This window comes from Aromatoleum toluvorans, assembly GCF_012910905.1.
GTDB classification, from domain to species: domain Bacteria; phylum Pseudomonadota; class Gammaproteobacteria; order Burkholderiales; family Rhodocyclaceae; genus Aromatoleum; species Aromatoleum toluvorans.
In genome coordinates this window covers 63,003-82,260 of record NZ_WTVN01000023.1, presented here as the reverse complement: position 1 = coordinate 82,260, position 19,258 = coordinate 63,003, and the positions used below count along the sequence as shown (strand labels likewise).

Sequence of the window (19,258 nt, the reverse complement as noted above, 5' to 3'; positions counted from 1 at the left end):
AAGATCACCCGCGTCACGGCAAACACCAGCACCAATGCGAGCGCGAGCAGCGCATAAATCGCACCGTTGGTGATGCCGTCCTGCGCGAGCAACAGCGCTATCTGGAAATCCATGGACGAACTCCGGCCGGAAGCGGATGCCCCGGCTCTTTCAGCGACGAAGGAGGCCGCGCAGCACGGGACCTTGCCCGTGATGCGCGGTTTCAGCTCGGAAAGGACTTGCTTGACGACTTACTTGACGAGTTTCCAGGCCCCGTTCTGGATCTGCACCATCACGCGTGCGCGCTGGTCCAGGCCCAGGTGGTCATTGGCGCTCATGGTGAAGATGCCATGCGCGGCGGGCACTTCCTTCAGGCCTTCGAGCGCGTCGCGCAGCGCGGCACGGAACTCCTTCGTGCCCGGCTTGGCCTTCTTCAGCGCAGCAGGAGCGGCCGCGGCAAGCAGCAGGCCGCTGTCCCAGCCGTGCGCGCCGAAGGTCGACACGCTGCCCTTGCCGTGAGCGGCTTCGTACTTGGTGATGTATTCGAGCGCGCTCTTCTTCACCGGGTTGGCGTCGGCCAGTTGCGCCGCGACGAGCACCGGGCCGGCCGGCAGGAAGGTGCCCTCGCAGTCCTTGCCGCACACGCGCAGGAAGTCGTTGTTGGCGACGCCGTGCGTCTGGTAGATCTTGCCGGTGAAGCCGCGCTCCTTGAGCGCCTTCTGCGGCAGCGCGGCCGGCGTGCCGGAGCCGGCGATCAGCACGGCATCGGGCTTCGCGGCCATGATCTTCAGCACCTGGCCGGTGACCGAGGTATCGGTGCGGGCGAAGCGCTCGTTGGCGACCACCTTCAGCTTGCGCGCGTCGGCCACCGACGCGAACTGCTCGTGCCAGCCTTCGCCGTAAGCGTCGGAGAAGCCGATGAAGGCGACCGTCTTCACGTTGTTGTTGGTCATGTGCTCGACGATCGCCGTCGACATCTGCGCGTCGTTCTGCGGCGTCTTGAACACCCAGCGCTTCTTGTCGTCCATCGGTTCGACGATGCGCGCGGACGCGGCCATCGAGATCATCGGCGTGGCCGATTCGGCGACGACGTCGATCATCGCCAGCGAGTTCGGCGTGATCGTCGAGCCGAGGATGACGTCGACCTTGTCCTCGGAGATCAGCTTGCGGACGTTCTTCACCGCCGAAGTCGTGTCGGAGGCGTCGTCGAGGACGATGTAATTGACCTTCTCGCCGCCGATCGTCGTCGGCATCAGCGCGATCGTGTTCTTTTCCGGAATGCCCAGCGACGCGGCAGGCCCGGTCGCCGACACCGTCACGCCGACGTTGATCTCGGCGTGCACGGCCGTTGCGGCAAAGGCAAGGCCGATCGCAGCCATCAGGGAAGTGCGCAGTTTCATGGTGTGTCTCCTCCTCGTGATTTATTGGGCGATCGGGCCTGAGGGAAGCCGCGATCGCGTCGGGCGATTATTGCTTACGATACAAACTATTGCCAGTCAAACTATTGATCTGTGTCACAAATTCACGACATCGATCGCACCACCGGAGGTCGCACGGGGAGCATAACCGCCGTCGCTTGCTTCAAGCGACTTTCTCCCGTTGCCGCGCAATCGCTAACCGGCCTCGCTCGCTGCCGGCTCCTCTTTTCTCATCAGACCGCGCACGCCGTTCAGGAAGATCTGCGTGACGATGGGCGCCATGTCGCGGAAGGTCAGCGGACCGTCGGCGCGCAGCCACGTGAAGGTCCAGTTGATCATCCCGAACAGGATCATCGTGACCGCCTTGTCGAGCTTGCGCCCCTTCAGGCCCGGCTCCACGCGCGCCAGCGCGTCGGCGAAGGCAGCGACGACGCGGCGCTGCTTGCCGGCGACGCTCGCGGCCTGCTCCTCGCGCAGGAACTTCACATCCTGCACGATCACCATGTGCTGATCCTGCGCGTGCTCGTACTCTTCCATGAAGCGCGTCACGAGTTCCGCGAAGTGGTCTTCCGCGGCGAGCTTGCGCGCCTCCACGGCCGCGACGATCGCGAGCAGCTCGTCGATGTAGCTGTCGGCGATGTCGAACAGCAGGTGCTCCTTGTCGCGGTAGTAGTGGTACAGCAGCGGCTTCGACACCCCGCAGGCCTGCGCGATGGCGGCCATCGACGCGTTGTGGAAACCCTTCTCGGCAAAGAGCCCCGCCGCCGCGCGCAACATCGTCGCGCGCTGCAGTTCGAAAGTGGGTGCCTTGCCTCGTGCCATGCGGGATTCCGTGTCGGGGGAGATGTCTGCCGTCGCGGCCTTCAGCGCTCGTCGAAACTGATGACGACGCGCTCGGTGAGCGGGTGCGACTGGCAGGTGAGAATGTAGCCGGCATCGATGTCCGGCTGCTCGAGGGTGAAATTCTTGTCCATGCGCACCTTGCCCTCAAGCAGTTTCGCGCGGCAGGTGCAGCACACGCCGCCCTTGCACGAATACGGCAGGTCCATGCCGGCGCGCAGCGCGACATCCAGGATCGACGGATCCTCGGCGCGGAACTCCATCTCGCGCTTGAGGCCGTCGGCAATCACGGTGACTTTCGCCTGCGTCGCATCGCCCGGTTCGGCGTGGTGTTCGGGGGCGGTCGCCGGCACGCCGAAGCGCTCCAGGTGGACGTGCTCGGCCGCGAGGCCGCCTGCGAGCAGTGCCGCCTCGACTTCGTCGATCATGCCGCCGGGGCCGCAGATAAAGGCTTCGTCGATCGTGTCGGCAGGAATCAGCGTGTCGAGGAACATGCGCACGCGCTCGCCGTCGAGCCGCCCGTTGAACAGCGGCACTTCCTGCTCCTCGCGCGAGAACAGGTTGTACAGCGTGAAGCGCGACATGTAGCGGTTCTTCAGGTCTTCGAGCGTCTCGGCGAACATCACGCTCGCCTGGCGGCGGTTGCTGTAGACCAGCGTGAAGCGGCTGTTGGGCTCGGCACGCAGCGTCGTCTTCACCAGCGACAGGATCGGCGTGATGCCGCTGCCGGCGGCGAAGGCGACGTAGTGCTTGGCGTGCCTGGCGTCGAGCGGCGTGTGGAAGCGGCCTTCGGGCGTCATCACCTCCAGCACGTCGCCGGCCTTGATGCCTTCGTCGTTGGCCCAGGTCGAGAACACGCCGCCGTTGATCTTCTTGATCGCGACGCGCAACTCGCCGTCATCGACGCCGGAACAGATCGAATACGAGCGGCGCAGCTCCTCGCCGTTCACCTTCACTTTCAGGTTGAGGTGCTGGCCCTGCTCGAAGCGGTAGTCGTCGGCGAGCTCGGCCGGGATCTCGAAGCGCAGGCTCACGGATTCGGGCGTCTCGCGCCGCACCTCGGCGACTTTGAGCGGGTGGAACTTCGGCGTTCTGTGCGTCGTCGTCATGTCTCTTGTCTCCTCGATCGCTTCTGCGAGCGACTCGGTCCTTATATGGGTTTGAAGTACTCGAACGGCTCCAGGCAGCTCTGGCAGCGGTACAGCGCCTTGCACGCGGTCGAGCCGAACTGCGACAGGCGCGTCGTGTCGGTCGAGCCGCAGCGCGGGCAGGCGAGCTTGCGGGGCACGAAGCGGATCGGCTGGGGGCCCGCGACCGGTGCATCGCCGCCGGGAGGCGCGATGCCGTAGGCGCGGAGCTTTTCCTTCGCGGACTCGGTGATCCAGTCGGTGGTCCACGCGGGCGCGAGGCGCGTCTCGACGGAAACCTCCCCCGCGCCGGCCGCGACCAGCGCGTCGTGGATGCTCTGCGAGATCACCTCGGTCGCCGGGCAGCCCGAATAGGTCGGCGTGACGACGACATGCAGGCCGCCGTCGCGCGCGACGACTGCGCGCACGATGCCGAGCTCGGTCACCGAGATCACCGGGATCTCGGGGTCGGGCACGGCGTGGAGGACGTCCCAGGCCTGGGTTTCGGTCAACATGGTCGCGCTACCTGTCATTGCTCGTGAGTCGCTTTTGTAGGGCGGATGAGCGAAGCGTTATCCGCCGCATGCGCCGCACGTCGTACACGCACGGATGGCATACGGCGGAAGGCGCTACGCTTTTCCGCCCTACGTTCGTGCTCACCATTGCGCTCCCGGATAGGTGCGCTGCATGTACTGCATCTCGGACAGCAGATGCCCCAGGTGCTCGCTGTGGCGGCCGAACTTGCCCCAGGACTTGAACGGCGTGCGCGCGGGCACGGTCAGCGTCGCCTCGTTCAGCACCGGCACGACCGCCGCTTCCCACGCCGCTTCGAGCTCGCTCCACGCCGGGCCGATGCCCGCCGCGGCGGCAGCTTCGTCGCTCGGGGTCACGACGAAGAACTCTGCGGTGTAGGGCCACAGGTAGTCGAGGGCGGCCTGCGTGCGCTCGTGCGATTCGGCAGTGCCGTCGCCCAGGCGCACGACCCAGTCGCCGGCGTGCTGCGCGTGGTAGCGCGCTTCCTTGATGCTCTTCGCGGCGATCGCGGCGAGCTCGCTATCGTGCGACGCGAGCAGGCGCTCCCACAGCAGCACCTGGAAGCTCGCGAAGAGGAAGTTGCGCACCATCGTGCGGCCGAAGTCGGCGTTCGGCAGCTCGCACAGCGTGAGATTGCGGTAATTCATCTCGGTGCGCAGGAAGGCGAGCTGGTCCTCGTCGCGGCCCTGGCCTTCGAGCTTGCCGGCGTGAGTCAGGAGCATGCGCGCCTGGCCGATCAGGTCGAGCGACATGTTGCCGAGCGCCATGTCCTCTTCGAGCACCGGCGCGTGGCCGCACCATTCGGACATGCGCTGGCCGAGGATCAGCGCGTTGTCGCCGAGGCGGGTGACGTATTCGAGATGGGCGGCAAGCGGGGCGGGGTTGGGGGTCGTCATCGGTGCAGCCCTCTCACATGTGGTTCACTTCGTCGGGCAGCTGGTAGAAGGTCGGATGCCGGTAGATCTTGTCCTCGGCCGGGTCGAACAGCTCGGGCTTCGCGTCGGGGTCCGACGCGACGATGTGGTCCGCCTGCACGACCCAGATGCTCACGCCTTCCTGACGGCGGGTGTACACGTCGCGCGCGACCTGCAGCGCGAGCTTGGCGTCGGGCGCGTGCACGCTGCCGCAGTGCTTGTGATCGAGTCCGTTGCGGCTGCGCACGAAGACTTCCCACAGCGGCCATTCCTTGCGTTCCATGTCTCTTCTCCTCTCGTGAGGGCTGGCCGGGGCCGCCCTTTCTGTCGGTGTGTTCGGGATGTTCCTGTCAGGCCGCCTGATCCTCGCGCGCGGCACGCTTGCGTTCGTGCTCCAGCGCGGCGTCGCGCACCCAGGCGCCGTCCTCCCACGCCTTCACACGCGCGGCGAGGCGGTCGACGTTGCCCTGGCCGTGGCCGTTCACGACGTTCCAGAACTCGTCCCAGTCGATCGCGCCGTAGTCGTAGTGCCCGCGTTCGGCGTTCCACTGCAGCGCCGGGTCGGGCATCGTCACGCCCAGCACCTCGGCCTGCTTCACGGTCGCATCGACGAACTTCTGGCGCAGGTCGTCGTTGGAGATGCGCTTGATGCCCCAGCGCGCGCTCTGCCCCGAATGCACGGAGTCCTTGTCGTGCGGGCCGAACATCATGATCGACGGCCACCACCAGCGATTCACGGCGTCCTGCACCATCTCGCGCTGCTCGTCGGTGCCCTTCATCATCGTCAGCAGCAGGTCGTAGCCCTGGCGCTGGTGGAAGGATTCCTCCTTGCAGATGCGCACCATCGCGCGCGCATAGGGACCGTAGCTGCACTTGCACAGCGGGATCTGGTTCATGATCGCCGCGCCATCGACCAGCCAGCCGATCACGCCGATGTCCGCCCAGGTGAGCGTCGGGTAGTTGAAGATCGAGCTGTACTTGGCCTTGCCGGTGTGCAACGCATCCAGCAATTCGTCGCGCGACACGCCCAAGGTCTCCGCCGCCGCGTAGAGATAGAGGCCGTGGCCGCCCTCGTCCTGCACCTTCGCGAGCAGGATCGCCTTGCGCTTCAGGGTCGGCGCACGCGTGATCCAGTTGCCTTCGGGCAGCATGCCGACGATCTCGGAATGCGCGTGCTGGCTGATCTGGCGCACCAGCGTCTTGCGGTAGGCCTCGGGCATCCAGTCCTTGGCCTCGATGTAGCCGCCGGCATCGATCTTGGCGTCGAACTCGGCCTGGTAAGCGGGATTCTCGACCGCCTTCGGCCCCTTGTCGGCGCCCTGCTGCGGGATGTCCAGTGCTTGGGTATACATTCCGTTGTCTCCTCCTCTTATTCCTTGGGGCGATGGTCGACGACGCGTTTGGCCTTGCCGACCGTCACGCGCTCGAGCGAGAACGGTTCGCCGACGACGACCTTCGCCGACACACCGCAGAAGGTCTTGATGCGATGCGCGAGCTCCTCGCCGACCGCCTCCTTCTGCTCGGGATGCCGGCCGACGACCGCTTCCGGGTCCAGCTCGACCTTCACGGTGAGCGTGTCCATGTGACCCTTCTTGTCGACCTCGAGCAGGTATTGCGCGGCGAGCTGGGGCATGTGGCAGATCAGCTCCTCGATCTGCGTCGGGAAAAGATTCACGCCGCGGATGATCAGCATGTCGTCGCTGCGCCCGGTGATCTTGGCCATGCGCCGCATGCTGCGCGAAGTCGGCGGCAGCAGCCGCGTGAGGTCGCGCGTGCGGTAGCGGATCACCGGCATCGCTTCCTTGGTCAGCGTCGTGAACACCAGCTCGCCTTCCTCGCCGTCGGGCAGCACTTCGCCGGTCTTCGGGTCGATGATCTCGGGGTAGAAATGGTCTTCCCACACCACCGGACCGTCCTTCGACTCGACGCACTCGCTGGCGACGCCCGGGCCCATCACTTCGGAGAGGCCATAGATGTCGACCGCCTCCAGCCCCGAGCGCGCCTCCATCGCCTCGCGCATGCCCTGCGTCCACGGCTCGGCGCCGAAGATGCCGACCTGCAGCGAGGTCGATTTCGGGTCGATGCCCATGCGCTCCATCTCGTCGAGGATGGTCAGCATGTAGGACGGCGTCACCATGATGATGTCGGGGCGGAAGTCCTGGATCATCTGGATCTGCTTCTCGGTCTGGCCGCCGGACATCGGCACCACCGCGCAGCCGAGCCGCTCGGCGCCATAGTGCGCACCCAGGCCGCCGGTGAACAGGCCGTAGCCGTAGGACACGTGCACCATGTCGCCGGCGCGCCCGCCCGCGGCGCGGATCGAGCGCGCGACGACGTCGGCCCAGGTGTCGATATCCTTCAGCGTGTAGCCGACCACCGTCGGCTTGCCGGTCGTGCCCGACGACGCATGCACGCGCGCGAGCTTCCCGCGCGGCACCGCGAACATGCCGAAGGGGTAGTTGTCGCGCAGGTCGCTCTTCGCGGTGAAGGGAAACTTCGCGAGATCGGCGAGCGTCTTCAGGTCGTCCGGATGCACGCCCTTGGCGTCGAAAGCCTTGCGGTAGTGCGGCACGTTGTCGTACGCGTGGCGCACGCTCCACTTCAGGCGCTCCAGCTGCAGCGCGCGCAGCTCGTCCTGGCTCGCCTTCTCGATCGGTTCCAGGTCGCCGGGCGACGGGGTCTTCACGGGCATTGCTCTCTCTCCTCCAAGATTCTTCGGTCTGCACGGATTTCGTATGAATCCGGAATTATTCCCCGCCTGCGGGGGATCCCGGAGTGACCCGCGTCAAACCCCGTTCATTTCACAGCTCGACGACCGCCCTCCCCTTCAGTCGGTACGACTTGCCGCGCATCACCGCGATCAGCTCGCCCCGGGGGTTCGTCACGCTGACGTCGTACACCCCGGTGCGCCCGGCCGCGAACACTTCCTTCGCCTCGGCGCACAGGACGTCGCCGGGACGGCCGGGCGCCATGAAGTCGAGGCTGATGCCGGAGGCGACAGTCTGCTCGTTGTAGCTGTTGCACGCGTAGGCGAAGGCCGCGTCGGCAAGCACCGTGATGAAGCCGCCGTGGCAGATGTCGAAGCCGTTGAGCATCTCCTCGCGCACCGTCATCGTGAGCTTCGCGTAGCCCGGGCCGACGGCCTCGAAGCGGATCCCGTTGGCGTGCAGCACGCGGTCGTTCTCCGCCATGCCGTCGCGCACGCGCTCGGCGACGGCCTGCGGGGGCAGGCCGTTGGTGAGGTCGCGATAGCCTGCCTCAGTCATACATCGCCTCCCCGTTGTGGGCCTTGCGGCGCAGCAGCGGCGACACGCGGTAGCGCTCCTCGCCATAGTGTTCCTTCAGGTTCGCCAGCACCTCGACGACGAAACCGGCACCGAGCTGGTCGGCCCACGCGAGCGGCCCGCCCTTCGGGTAGTTGGTCCCGTAGCGCATCGCGGTATCGACGTCGCGCGCGCTGGCGACGCCCTGCAGCACCGCGTCGGCGGCCTCGTTCGCGAGCATCGCGACGGTGCGCAGGGCGATCAGGCCGGCGACGTCGTCGATCACGCTGACCTTGAAACCCGCCTTCTGGAAGGTGCCGGCGACGCCGCGCAGCGCGCCGAGGCCGCACTGGTCGGCGCGCGTGAGCGCGATGCGGGTGCTGGTCGAGTAGTCGAGGCACAGGTCGAAGAGCACGAGGTTGGGCTGGCGTTCCTCGGCCGCGCGGCTGGTCGCGGTGCGGCCGTCGGTGAGCGCGACGCGCGCGGCGCCGATCTGCATCCAGCCGCGATGCCCGGGCATGCCCGGCTCGCGCCGCACCTCGATGCCGGCCGCTTCCAGGCGCGCCAGCAGCGGCGCCGCGGCACCGATGTCTCCGACCACCGTGATGCGCGCTTCGCCCTCGTGCGCCGGCTCGTCCTGCGGCACGGGCTTCGCGGCGAGTTCGCCGTACTCGAAAATGCCGCGCCCGGTCTTGCGCCCGAGGCGCCCGGCGGCGACGAGCTCCTGCTGGAACGGGCTGGGCGCGAAGCGGCGGTCGCCGAAGTAGGCGTCGAACACCGACTTCGTCACCGCGAAGTTCACGTCGTGGCCGATCAGGTCCATGAGCTCGAAGGGACCCATCGCGAAGCCGCAGCCTTCGCGCAGGATCGCATCCAGCGTCGCCGGCTCCGCCTCGTGCTCGGCAAGCACGCGCAACGCCTCGGCGTAGTAGGGCCGCGCGACGCGGTTCACGATGAAGCCCGGCGTCGAAGTCGCATGCACGGGCATCTTGCCCCACGCGCGCGCCGTCGCGTACAGGGTCTCGGCGACGTCGCGGTCGGTGGTCAGGCCCGACACCACCTCGACCAGCGCCATGCGCGGCGCGGGGTTGAAGAAGTGCAGGCCGGCGAGGCGTCCGGGACGCGCGAGCCCCGCCGCCATCGCGTTGATCGACAGCGACGAGGTGTTGCTCGCGATGATCGCGTCCGCGCCGAGCGTGCTTTCCAGTTCGGCGAACAGCTTGCGCTTGACGTCCAGGTTCTCGACGATCGCCTCGATCGCGAGAGCGGCGTCGCGGGCCTCCGACAGCGTCGTCACCGGCACGACGCGCGCCAGCGTCGCCGCGGCCTCGGTCTCTCCCAGCCGGCCCTTGGCCACGAGGAACCTGAGGTCCTTTTCGATCGCCGCGCGCCCGGCGGTAATCGCCTCGGCGCAGCCGTCGTACAGATACACGGTGTGGCCCGCGCGCGCCGCGACCTGGGCGATGCCGCTGCCCATCGCGCCGGCGCCGACGACCAGCACCTTCACGTTTTTGCCGAGGGGCGCCATCACGCGCCCCTCGCTTCAATTTCACGCGGGCACCAGGCCTCCCGCTGGGCCGCCCCAAGGGAGGCCTGCGCCCCCTCGGGGGGCAGCGAACGAAGTGAGCGTGGGGGCTGTAGCATCTCAGTCACCCTTGAAGTTCGGGCTGCGCTTCTCCATGAACGCGGCGACCCCTTCGCGGTAGTCGTTCGAGTTGCCGCACACGGTCATCAGGTCGCGCTCGAGGTTGAGCTGGGTCTCGAAGTCGTTGGTCGAGCTCGCCCAGATCGCCTGCTTGGTCTTCGCGTAGCCGAAAGTCGGCCCTTTCGCGAGGCTGGCCGCGATTTCGCGCACGGTCGGCATCAGCGCCTCGTCATCGACGCACTTCCAGATCAGGCCCCAGGCTTCGGCCTGCTCGGCCGGCAGCTTCTCGCCCAGCAGCGCCATGCCCATCGCGCGCGCCGGGCCGACGAGGCGCGGCAGGATCCAGCTGCCGCCGGTGTCGGGCACCACGCCGAGCTTGCTGAAGGACTGGATGAAGCTCGCCGAACGCGCCGCATACACGAGGTCGCAGGCGAGCGCGATGCTCGCGCCGGCGCCGGCCGCGACCCCATTCACGGCGGCGATCACCGGCATTTCCAGGCTGCGCAGCGCGAGCACGAGCGGCTTGTAGTTCTTCTCGACCGATTCGCCCAGGTCCACCGGCGCCGCGCCCGGCGCGACCGCGCGGTCCGACAGGTCCTGCCCGGCGCAGAAGCCGCGGCCCGCACCGGTCAGCACCAGCACGCGCACGGCGCCTGCGTCGCGGCCCGCCTTCACGTTGGCGAGCGCCTCGCGCACTTCCTCGTGCATTTGCTTCGTGAAGGAATTCAGCCGGTCCGGGCGATTCAGCGTCAGCGTCGCGACGCCCTCGAGCACATCCAGGCGGATCGTCTCGCCCTGCATGTTCCAATCGGTGCTACCCCGTTCGCTACCCAACTCGCTGCCCATGTCTCCTCCTGTCGTTCCTCTGCACAAGCGCCCCTATGCCTTCATGGCGGCTATTCTGCAGAGTCTCCTTTTCTGGGTCGCCCGGAAGCGTCGAGGCTTCCCGACGGCGGGGAAATCGCCCGGTTTCCGAGCTTTCTTTGTAGTCCGGCCTTTGTTTGACCGACCGGTCAATCAATAGTAAGCTTGATCCAGATCAAAAGACAACAGTTTTTTGCTTGACAAGTTTCCCCGCAGCGCAACAACGCGCCGGCCGCTATAACGAGGTCAGCGCCACCGATCCGCAGGGGGCCGCAGAAGCCCCGATCCGCCACCAGAGGAGACCCTCGATGTCCCACGCCGCGCACAGCACCACGCCCGCCCAGCTGTTCGACAAGCACCACGCGACCCTCGAAGCCGCCGTCCAGGCGATCCACGCCCGCGGCTACTGGACGCCCTACCCCGAGATGCCCAGCCCCAGGGTGTACGGGGAAACGGCGCAGGAAGACGGGCGCAAGGCGGTCGAGGCCACGTTCGGCCGGGATTTCGAACTCGGCCAGCCCGGCCAGCCCGACTGGATGGCGACCGAGCGTTCGCCCTACGGTGTCGAGATGGGCGTGCGCTATCCGGTGTGCGACGCCGACGCGCTGATCGCCGCCGCGCAGGCCGCGATGCCCGGGTGGCAGCGCATCGGCGCGCAGGGGCGTGCCGGCGTGTGCCTGGAGATCCTCGAGCGCCTGAACAAACGCAGCTTCGAGATCGCCCACGCGGTGATGCTGACGACCGGCCAGGGCTGGATGATGGCTTTCCAGGCGGGCGGCCCGCACGCGCAGGACCGCGGCCTCGAAGCGGTCGCCTACGCTTACCGCGAGATGAAGTTCATCCCGCACGAGACGGTGTGGGAGAAGCCGCAGGGCAAGAACCCGCCGCTGAAGATGACGAAGCACTTCGAGATCGTCGGGCGCGGCGTCGCGCTGGTCGTCGGCTGCGGCACCTTCCCGACCTGGAACACCTACCCGGGCCTCTTCGCCGCGCTCGCGACCGGCAACCCGGTGATCGTCAAGCCGCACCAGAACGCGATCCTGCCCGCCGCGATCACCGTGCGCATCGCGCGTGAAGTGCTCGCCGAGGCCGGCCTCGACCCCAACCTCGTCACGCTCGCGGCCTTCGACAAACGCGAGGCCACGCAGGCGCTGGCGAGGCATCCGGCGGTGAAATCGATCGACTTCACCGGCGGCAACAGCTTCGGCCGCTGGCTGATCGACAACGCGAAGCAGGCGCAGGTGTATGCCGAGCTCGCCGGCGTGAACAACGTCGTCATCGAATCGACCGACCAGTACAAGGCGATGCTGCGCAACCTCGCCTTCACGCTGTGCCTGTACTCCGGCCAGATGTGCACGACGACGCAGGCGCTCCTCGTGCCGGCCGGCGGCATCGACACCGACCAGGGCCACAAGAGCTACGACGAGGTGTGCGCCGACCTCGCCGCCGCCATCGACAAATTCCTCGCCGACCCCGCGGTCGCAACCGCGGTGCTGGGCGCGATCCAGTCGCCCGACACGCTCGCCCGCATCGCCGAGGCGCCCGAGTACGGCCGCGTCGTGCGCGCGTCGGCGAAAATCGAGCATGCCGAATTCCCCGGCGCCGAAGTGCGCAGCCCGGTGCTGCTCGCATGCGACGCCGCGGATGAAAAAGCCTACATGGAAGAGCGCTTCGGCCCGATCGCCTTCGTCGTGAAGACCGCCGACGGCGCCGCAGCAGTCGCGCTGTCGGAGCGCATCGTGCGCGAGCACGGTGCGCTGACGGTCGGCGTGTATTCGAGCAAAGCCGAAGTCGTCGACGCGATGACCGAGGCGACCTGGCGTGCGGGGGTCGCGCTGTCGATCAACCTCACCGGCGGCGTGTTCGTGAACCAGTCGGCGGGCTTCTCCGACTACCACGGCGTCGGCATGAACCCGGCCGCGAACGCGAGCTACGCCGACAGCGCCTTCGTCGCCAACCGCTTCCGCGTCGTGCAGCGCCGCTACCACGTCGAGTAAGCGGCACGGCAGCCGACAACCGGGGCGCCGCGGCGCCCCCTTTCATCTCCGGAACTCCCCGCCATGCCCTGCTACGAGATCGACGGCCTGCGTCCGGTCGTCCACCCCAGCGCCTACGTGCACCCGGACGCGGTGCTGGTCGGCAACGTCCACGTCGGCCCGCGCTGCTACGTCGCCCCGCTCGCGAGCCTGCGCGGCGACTTCGGCCCCATCATCCTGCGCGAAGGCGCCAACGTGCAGGACTGCTGCGTGATGCACGGCTTCCCCGGCATCGACACCGTCGTCGAGGAAAACGGCCACATCGGCCACGGCGCGATCCTGCACTGCTGCCACGTCGGGCGCAACGCGCTGGTCGGCATGAACGCGGTGGTGATGGATCGCGCGGTGATCGGCGAATCGGCGATGGTCGCCGCCTGCTCCTTCGTCAAGGCCGGCATGGAGGTCCCGCCGCAGGTGCTGGTCGCCGGCGTTCCGGCCAAGGTCGTGCGCGCGCTCACGGCGCAGGAGATGGAATGGAAGGTCGACGGCACGCGCTGCTACCACGACCTCACGGTGCGCAGCCTCGCGACGCTCAAGCCCTGCGAACCGCTGACCGAAGCCGAGCCCGATCGCCCGACGGTCGACCTGCCGGACGTCGTGCCGCTGTTCGAGCTGAAGCGGCGCAGCTGACGCCGGCACGGTTCCCCGGGGCCGCCCTCATTCCCCGTCTTCGGGAACGCCGCCGCCACCGGGCGGGCGCGCCCTCGGGATCGCCGACCGCTCCCCCCGCAGGAGCTTGAGCAGTTCGGTGCGTGCCCGTTCGCGCTCGAGTCCCCGGGCCACCAGCATCCCGATCAGTTCGTCGAAGCGCGCTCGGCGGCGCAGCCCCGCCTCGCCGACATCGCGGCGGTCGTGGAAGAACTCCATCAGCGTCGAACCGCACACGCAGTTGCGGAACAGTTCGACGATCACCTGCCCGTCGTCGTCCACGGCCTGCTTGAGGCCGCTGCCGCCGCGGCCCACGCGCTGCGTCTGGGCGACGTAATCATCGACGTCGCGATAACTGCGGCCGCACGCGGCGCAGCGTTTGGGAAACGTACCGGCGGCAATTTCCGCCAGGCCGGCATACAGCGCGGCATCGACCCCCGCGTTCGGCCCGTCCGGCAGATTGTCCGCCATGTCACCCGTCCCGAAGACCGTGTAATTGCCACGCTGCGGCCTGCCCACGGCCCCGCCTCATGATTCCGGCACCTGGCCCGCGCCGGCATGCGCGAACGCCTCGCGGACAGTGACGCGCAGTTCCTCGTCGTCCCACGGCTTGAGCAGGAACTTGCTCACCGCCCCGTTGTTGATCGCGCGCGTGATGGCATCGACGTTGGCATAGCCCGAGAGCACCATGCGCACCGTGTCGGGGTGCAACTCCTTCACGCGCATCAGGAACTCGCTGCCGTTCATGCCGGGCATGCGCTCGTCCGACAGCAGGACCTGCACCGGCTCCCGGGCCAGGATGTCGAGCCCCTCGCGTGCCGAGGCCGCCGTCAGGATGCGGTAGCCATCATGGCGCAGCAGCCGCTTGAGCGCACTCAGGACGTGCGGCTCATCGTCGACCAGCAGCAGCGTCGGGGGCGGCGCGTCCTCCGCGGGCGCCGGCAGCGCCATGCGCGTGCCCTCGCCCAGCATCGCTGCGAGCGCCTCGCCCTCCAACGGCGGGCTGAAATGATAGCCCTGGATCTCGTCGCACCCCTGCCGCCGCAGATACTCCATCTGCGCCTCGTTCTCGACCCCCTCGGCAATCACCTTGAGCCGCAGGCTATGCGCCAGCCGGATCGTCGCGATGCAGATCGCGGCATCGCCGGGCTCGGTCACCACGTCACGCACGAAGGCGCGGTCGATCTTCAGGTAGTCGATGGGGAAGCGCCTCAGGTAGGCCAGGCTGGAATAGCCGGTGCCGAAGTCGTCGAGCGCGAGCGATATGCCCAGCGCCTTGAGTTTCTGCATCGCCGCGACCGCCTCGCCGACATCGGTCATCGCCGTGCTCTCGGTGATCTCGAGTTCGAGTTGCGCGCCATCCAGCCCCTCGGCGGCGAGCGCGTCGGCAATCGTGCGATCGAGCCCGCCGGAGCGGAACTGGCGGGCCGAGAGGTTGATCGCGACCGGCGGGACCGCGAGCCCGCAGTCCCGCCAGCGCCGGATCTGGCGGCAGGCGGCGCCGATCACCCATTCGCCGACCGGCACGATCAGGCCGGTCTCCTCGGCCAGCGGAATGAACTCCATCGGCGGAACCAGCCCGAGCTCCGGATGCTGCCAGCGCAGCAGCACCTCCAGCCCGACGATGGCGCCGTCCTGCAAGCTCACGCGCGGCTGGTAGTGCAGCACGAACTCGCCGCGTTCGAGCGCACCGCGCAACGCCTGTTCGAGTGCCTGGCGCTGCACGACGGCCGCGTTCATCGCCGGAGTGTCGAAGCAGTACTGGTTGCCGCCGGCGCTGCGCGCCTCGAGTCGCGCGATGTTGGCATGCTGCAGCAGCACCGCCGGGCTGTCGCCGTCGCCGGGGTAGAGGCACACGCCCACGCTTGCCGTGACCGCGAACTCGTGGCCGTCGACGGCGAAGGGCCGGGCAATATCGTCGAGAATCCGCCGCACGATCACGCCGGCGGCATCGACCCCGGGCAGATCGCCCAGCACGACGACGAAGTCGTCTCTGCCGACGCGCGCCACGGTGTCGCCCTCGCGGACCAGGGCGGTGAGCCGGGCGGCGACGTGACGCAGGATGTCGTCACCCACCGCGTGGCCGAAGGAGCCGACGAGGCTGCCGAAGCGGTCGATATCGATCGACAGCACCCCGACCGAATGCTGGTGGCGATTCGCATTCGCCAGCGCCTGCGCGAGGCGGTCATCGAGCAGGTTGCGGTTCGCGACGCCGGTGACGCTGTCGAAATTGGCGTGCCGCTCGAGCTCCGCCTGGTAGCGCAGCCGTTCCGTGACGTCGTACTGGATGCCGACGAAGTGGGTGCAGCGCCCCGCCTCGTCGCACACCGGCGCGATGTGGAGATCCGCCCAGTAGATCCGCCCGTCCTTGCGGTGGTTGCGGAAGATCGCATGCGCGTGGCGCCGCTCGCGCACCGCCACGCGGATCTCGTCCAGGCCCGGCTGGTCGCGGTCCGCGCCGTGCAGGAAGCGCGGATTGCGCCCGATGGCCTCCTCCGCACGGAAGCCGGTGATGCGTTCGAAGGCCGGGTTCACATACACGATCGGGAGGCCCGGCTGCTGGCAGTCGACGATGGTGACCGCGTTCACGCTCGCCTCGATCGCCCGCTCACGCAGCCGCAGCGCCTCCAGCACGCCGAGGCGCTCGGTGACGTCGCGCGAGATGCCGACCACGCCGACCACCTCGTCGCGATCGTCGCGGATCGGCGCGCGCGTCGTCGAATACCAGCGCCACTCCGCCGTCCCCGGTACGGGCACGCGCACGCACTGCTCGGCCGACGGCTCGCCGCTCGACATCACGCGCGCATGCTCGGCGGGGTCGAACAGCCCGTTCAGCTCCGCGCCGGGGAGCAGCTCGGCGACGCTATGGCCGGTGAGCGCGTCCGGAGCATCGCGGCCGAGCAGCTGCGCGCAGCATCCATTGGCGCGGATGAAGCGCTGCCGGCCGTCCTGGTAGAACACCAGGTCGGTGGTGTTGTCCATGAATTCGCGCAGCAGGCGCTGCTCGGCGAGCAGCTCGCGCTGCAGGCGGTAATGCGCGTGCGCCGACTGCACCATCAGGCGCAGCTGCTCCTGGTTCCACGGCTTGGTGATGTAGCCGAAGATGCGCCCGCGGTTCACCGCCCGCACCACCGCATCCAGATCGGCATAGCCGGTGACCATCACCGCCGCCGCGCGCGACAGCCCGCGCGCCTGCGCGAGCAGCGCGTCGCCGCACATGCCCGGCATGCGCTGGTCGGACAGCAGCACCGACAGGTCCGGCAGGGTGGGGATCAGGGCGATCGCCGCTTCGGCCGACGGCGCGGTGTGCACGATGCACTCGTCCTCGAGCGTATCGACGATCGCCGCGAGGATCTGCGGCTCGTCGTCCACGGCCAGCACCACCGGGCGTTCGCTGATGTACGCGAAGGACGCCTCGGGCATTTCGCGGCCGGCGGGGGGTGTCGTATCCGTCATGTCTGCGCTCCCGTATTCGTCGCCGCGGCAGGCACCTTCTGCCGCAGCGGCAGGCGGACGACCATGCGCGTGCCGACGCCTTCCTGGCTGAACGCCTCCAGGGTCCCGCCGTGCTGCCGCACGATGCCGAAGGAAATCGACAGGCCCAGTCCGGTCCCTTCGCCGACCCCCTTGGTGGTGAAAAAGGGCTCGAAAATCCGTTCGCGCACCGCGTCGGACATGCCCTTGCCGTTGTCGGCGATCTCGATGTGCATCATCTCTGCTTCCTGGGAGGTGGTGATGACGATTTCGCCGTCGCGCGCGTCCGCGTCGATCGCATCGACCGCATTGGCGACCAGGTTCATCACGACCTGGTTGAACGGTCCCGGATAACATTCCAGGCTCGCCTGCGGTCCGAAGCGCCGCGTCACGCGGATGTGGTCGCGCAGCCGGTGCTGCAGCAGCGTCAGCACCGACTCGACCGCCTCCGCGACGTCGATCGTGCGGATCTCGCCCGCGTCGAGCCGCGAGAAGGTGCGCAGCTTGACCACCAGGTCGCGGATGCGCTCGAGCCCGCCTGCCATGTCCGTGAGGCGCTCCGCCGCCTTGTCCAGCAGGCGCGCGCGCTCGGGCGTCAGGTGCGGCCGCGCTTCCGCCCCGACCTGGGCCAGCGCGCGCGACACCGTCGCGTGGTGGTTCAACACGAAGGCGAGCGGGTTGTTGATCTCGTGCGCCACGCCGGCCACCAGTTCGCCGAGCGAGGCCATCTTCGCCGACTGCACGAGGCGCGACTGCGTCTCGCGCAGTTCGGCGTAGGCCGCTTCGAGCGTGCGGTTCGACTCCTCCAGCTCGCGGTTGGCGGCCACCAGCCGGTCCTGCACGCTGCGCAGCTGGCGGTTCTGGTACACCGCGCTCTCGTAGGTCGACACCAGCAGGCCGACCAGTTGGCGCGAATCGCGCGGGCGCACCTCGTGCACGGCGTCGCCGATGCGCAGCCGCATCGGCGGGCACCCCGCCGAGCAGGACGGCGGCGACGGCGCATCGATCTGCGTGCGCAGGGTCGCCAGCAGCTGGGCTTCGTCGTAAGGCTTGGTGACATAGCAGTCGGCGCCCGCGTTCAGGCCGCCGATGACATCGCGGGTGTCGGCGAGCGAAGTCAGCAGGATCACCGGCACATCGGCGAGGCCCGCCTCCGCGTGCACGCGCCGGCACAGCTCGTAGCCGTCCATCACCGGCATGTTGACGTCGCTCACCACCGCCGCCGGACGGCGCTCGCGGGCCAGCGCCAGCGCCGCCGCCCCGTCGCCGGCGAGCTGCACCTCGTAGCCGGCGCCCTCCACGACGCGCCGCAGCATTTCCGCCTGCACCGGGCTGTCCTCGACGATCAGCACCGGGCCGGGGGCGGTGCCGGCGCCTGCCGGCAAGGGATTCAGGGCAGCGGGCGCGGTCATCGCGAGTGTCCTCCGTTAACAGTCGGATGCGAGGGCGCTTCGCCCTTCGCGAGTCGCCCGAGCGCCGCGGCGATCTGTCCGAGCGGCAGCACCAGGCCCGCGGCGCCGTTGCGGATCGCCGCGGCGGGCATGCCGAAGACCACGCTGGTCTCCTCGTCCTGGGCGATCGTCGCACCGCCCGCCGCGGCGATTTCCGCGAGGCCGGCCGCGCCGTCGCGTCCCATCCCGGTCAGCACCACGCCGATGGCGTCCGGCCCATGCACGCGCGCGAGCGATGCGAGGGCGAGATCGGCCGACGGGCGGTGCAGCTGGCCGCGCAGTTCCGGCGAGCAGCGCAGGCGTCCGTGCGCGTCGAGCTCGAGGTGCATGCCGTCGGGCGCGAAGTACGCCGTCGCCGGCAGGGGCAGGCTGCCGTCCTGGGCGAGACGCACCGCGACCGGCGCCGAGCGGGCCAGCCACTGCACCAGCCCTTCCATGAAACCCTCGGCGATGTGCTGGATGCACAGCACGGGCAGCGGGAAATCGCGCGGCAGCTGGCGCAGGACCGTCTCGAAGGCCTGCGGCCCGCCGGTGGAGGCGGCGATGCCGACGATGCGCGGCCGCAGGCCGGAGCGTTCCGCGCCACCGGCTGGCGGCGCAGCGGGCGCGGGCGCGGCGCGGTGGCGACGGCGGCGCAGCGCGACGACGCCGGCCGCCACCTTGACCTTGGCCACCAGCTCGGCGGCGAGCTCCGCGGACGCTTCGCTCAGCCCGCCGCGCGGCTTGGCGACGATGTCGACCGCGCCGGCTTCGAGCATCTCGAAGATCGTGTCGGTGTGCTCGCGCTGCACCGCGATGCTGAGCACGAGAATGGGCACGGGATGCAGCGCCATCACTTCGCGCGTAAACTCGAGCCCGCCCATCCCCGGCATGTGCAGGTCGGTGCACACGACGTCGGGCATGAGCCGCGGAATCAGCGCCAGCGCCTCGGCGCCGTCGCGCGCGGTGCCGCACACGCCGATCGCCGGCTCGCGATCGAGCATGCGGCGCACGACCTCCAGTGCCAGCGGCGAATCGTCGACCAGCAGCACGCGGATCGGCCGCCGTCCCGCAGCGCCTTTCATC

General features: G+C 68.7%; 17 protein-coding genes and 1 pseudogene. 2 read left to right on the top strand and 16 right to left on the bottom strand.

The window, feature by feature from the left end; all coding sequences use genetic code 11:
* The 12 genes and pseudogenes from GPA22_RS22795 to paaG form a co-directional block, all read right to left on the bottom strand.
* Nucleotides 1-113 (bottom strand): annotated as a pseudogene (locus GPA22_RS22795) (branched-chain amino acid ABC transporter permease); the annotation flags it as partial.
* A gap of 117 nt (nucleotides 114-230) precedes the next feature.
* Nucleotides 231-1,379, bottom strand: coding sequence for an ABC transporter substrate-binding protein (locus GPA22_RS15035; RefSeq protein ID WP_169256879.1), 1,149 nt, complete (start codon nucleotides 1,377-1,379; stop codon nucleotides 231-233).
* 213 nt (nucleotides 1,380-1,592) lie between these two features.
* Nucleotides 1,593-2,219 (bottom strand): TetR/AcrR family transcriptional regulator, encoded by a 627-nt coding sequence (locus GPA22_RS15030; protein ID WP_169256878.1) that lies wholly within the window; start codon nucleotides 2,217-2,219, stop codon nucleotides 1,593-1,595.
* A 41-nt stretch (nucleotides 2,220-2,260) separates the two neighbouring features.
* Nucleotides 2,261-3,346, bottom strand: a complete 1,086-nt coding sequence (paaE, locus tag GPA22_RS15025) for a 1,2-phenylacetyl-CoA epoxidase subunit PaaE (protein ID WP_169256877.1) — start codon at nucleotides 3,344-3,346, stop codon at nucleotides 2,261-2,263.
* A gap of 41 nt (nucleotides 3,347-3,387) precedes the next feature.
* Nucleotides 3,388-3,879, bottom strand: a complete 492-nt coding sequence (gene paaD, locus GPA22_RS15020) for a 1,2-phenylacetyl-CoA epoxidase subunit PaaD (protein ID WP_169256876.1) — start codon at nucleotides 3,877-3,879, stop codon at nucleotides 3,388-3,390.
* Between the two features lie 141 nt (nucleotides 3,880-4,020).
* Entirely contained in the window at nucleotides 4,021-4,794 is a 774-nt protein-coding gene (gene paaC, locus GPA22_RS15015) for a 1,2-phenylacetyl-CoA epoxidase subunit PaaC (protein WP_169256875.1), read from the bottom strand.
* Between the two features lie 13 nt (nucleotides 4,795-4,807).
* Nucleotides 4,808-5,095: a 1,2-phenylacetyl-CoA epoxidase subunit PaaB gene (gene paaB, locus GPA22_RS15010; protein WP_018989543.1), complete on the bottom strand. Its 288-nt coding sequence runs from the start codon at nucleotides 5,093-5,095 to the stop codon at nucleotides 4,808-4,810.
* A 67-nt stretch (nucleotides 5,096-5,162) separates the two neighbouring features.
* Nucleotides 5,163-6,164 carry a 1,2-phenylacetyl-CoA epoxidase subunit PaaA gene (paaA, locus tag GPA22_RS15005; protein ID WP_169256874.1) on the bottom strand — a complete coding sequence of 334 codons (1,002 nt, stop codon included), beginning with the start codon at nucleotides 6,162-6,164 and terminating at the stop codon, nucleotides 5,163-5,165.
* 17 nt (nucleotides 6,165-6,181) lie between these two features.
* A complete protein-coding gene (gene paaK, locus GPA22_RS15000; protein ID WP_169256873.1) occupies nucleotides 6,182-7,504 on the bottom strand; it encodes a phenylacetate--CoA ligase PaaK in 1,323 nt (440 codons plus the stop codon).
* 109 nt (nucleotides 7,505-7,613) lie between these two features.
* Nucleotides 7,614-8,078, bottom strand: coding sequence for a hydroxyphenylacetyl-CoA thioesterase PaaI (gene paaI, locus GPA22_RS14995; RefSeq protein WP_169256872.1), 465 nt, complete (start codon nucleotides 8,076-8,078; stop codon nucleotides 7,614-7,616).
* The gene (gene paaH / locus GPA22_RS14990) at nucleotides 8,071-9,603 is read right to left on the bottom strand and encodes a 3-hydroxyacyl-CoA dehydrogenase PaaH (protein ID WP_169256884.1); all 1,533 of its coding nucleotides are present in this window, start codon (nucleotides 9,601-9,603) and stop codon (nucleotides 8,071-8,073) included. The genes paaI and paaH overlap by 8 nt, the downstream gene beginning before the upstream one ends.
* A gap of 117 nt (nucleotides 9,604-9,720) precedes the next feature.
* On the bottom strand, nucleotides 9,721-10,521 hold the full coding sequence (gene paaG, locus GPA22_RS14985; RefSeq protein ID WP_169256883.1) for a 2-(1,2-epoxy-1,2-dihydrophenyl)acetyl-CoA isomerase PaaG: 801 nt from the start codon (nucleotides 10,519-10,521) through the stop codon (nucleotides 9,721-9,723).
* Nucleotides 10,522-10,892: 371 nt separating this feature from the next.
* Here paaG and paaN point away from each other — a divergent pair, with 371 nt between their 5' ends.
* Together paaN and paaY are read left to right on the top strand one after the other, a co-directional pair.
* Entirely contained in the window at nucleotides 10,893-12,581 is a 1,689-nt protein-coding gene (gene paaN / locus GPA22_RS14980; RefSeq protein WP_169256871.1) for a phenylacetic acid degradation protein PaaN, read from the top strand.
* 63 nt (nucleotides 12,582-12,644) lie between these two features.
* The gene (gene paaY / locus GPA22_RS14975; protein WP_169256870.1) at nucleotides 12,645-13,250 is read left to right on the top strand and encodes a phenylacetic acid degradation protein PaaY; all 606 of its coding nucleotides are present in this window, start codon (nucleotides 12,645-12,647) and stop codon (nucleotides 13,248-13,250) included.
* Between the two features lie 27 nt (nucleotides 13,251-13,277).
* Here the strand turns inward: paaY and GPA22_RS14970 are convergent, their stop codons facing one another.
* Genes GPA22_RS14970 through cheB form a run of 4 tightly spaced genes read right to left on the bottom strand, consistent with a single transcriptional unit; the run spans nucleotide 13,278 to nucleotide 19,257 of the window.
* A complete protein-coding gene (locus tag GPA22_RS14970; protein ID WP_169256869.1) occupies nucleotides 13,278-13,739 on the bottom strand; it encodes an oxidoreductase in 462 nt (153 codons plus the stop codon).
* 57 nt (nucleotides 13,740-13,796) lie between these two features.
* The gene (locus GPA22_RS14965) at nucleotides 13,797-16,724 is read right to left on the bottom strand and encodes an EAL domain-containing protein (protein ID WP_169256868.1); all 2,928 of its coding nucleotides are present in this window, start codon (nucleotides 16,722-16,724) and stop codon (nucleotides 13,797-13,799) included.
* On the bottom strand, nucleotides 16,721-18,154 hold the full coding sequence (locus GPA22_RS14960) for a hybrid sensor histidine kinase/response regulator (RefSeq protein WP_169256867.1): 1,434 nt from the start codon (nucleotides 18,152-18,154) through the stop codon (nucleotides 16,721-16,723). The genes GPA22_RS14965 and GPA22_RS14960 overlap by 4 nt, the downstream gene beginning before the upstream one ends.
* Nucleotides 18,151-19,257 (bottom strand): chemotaxis-specific protein-glutamate methyltransferase CheB, encoded by a 1,107-nt coding sequence (gene cheB, locus GPA22_RS14955; RefSeq protein ID WP_169256866.1) that lies wholly within the window; start codon nucleotides 19,255-19,257, stop codon nucleotides 18,151-18,153. Before cheB ends, GPA22_RS14960 begins: the two co-directional genes overlap by 4 nt.
* Nucleotide 19,258 lies beyond the last annotated feature (1 nt).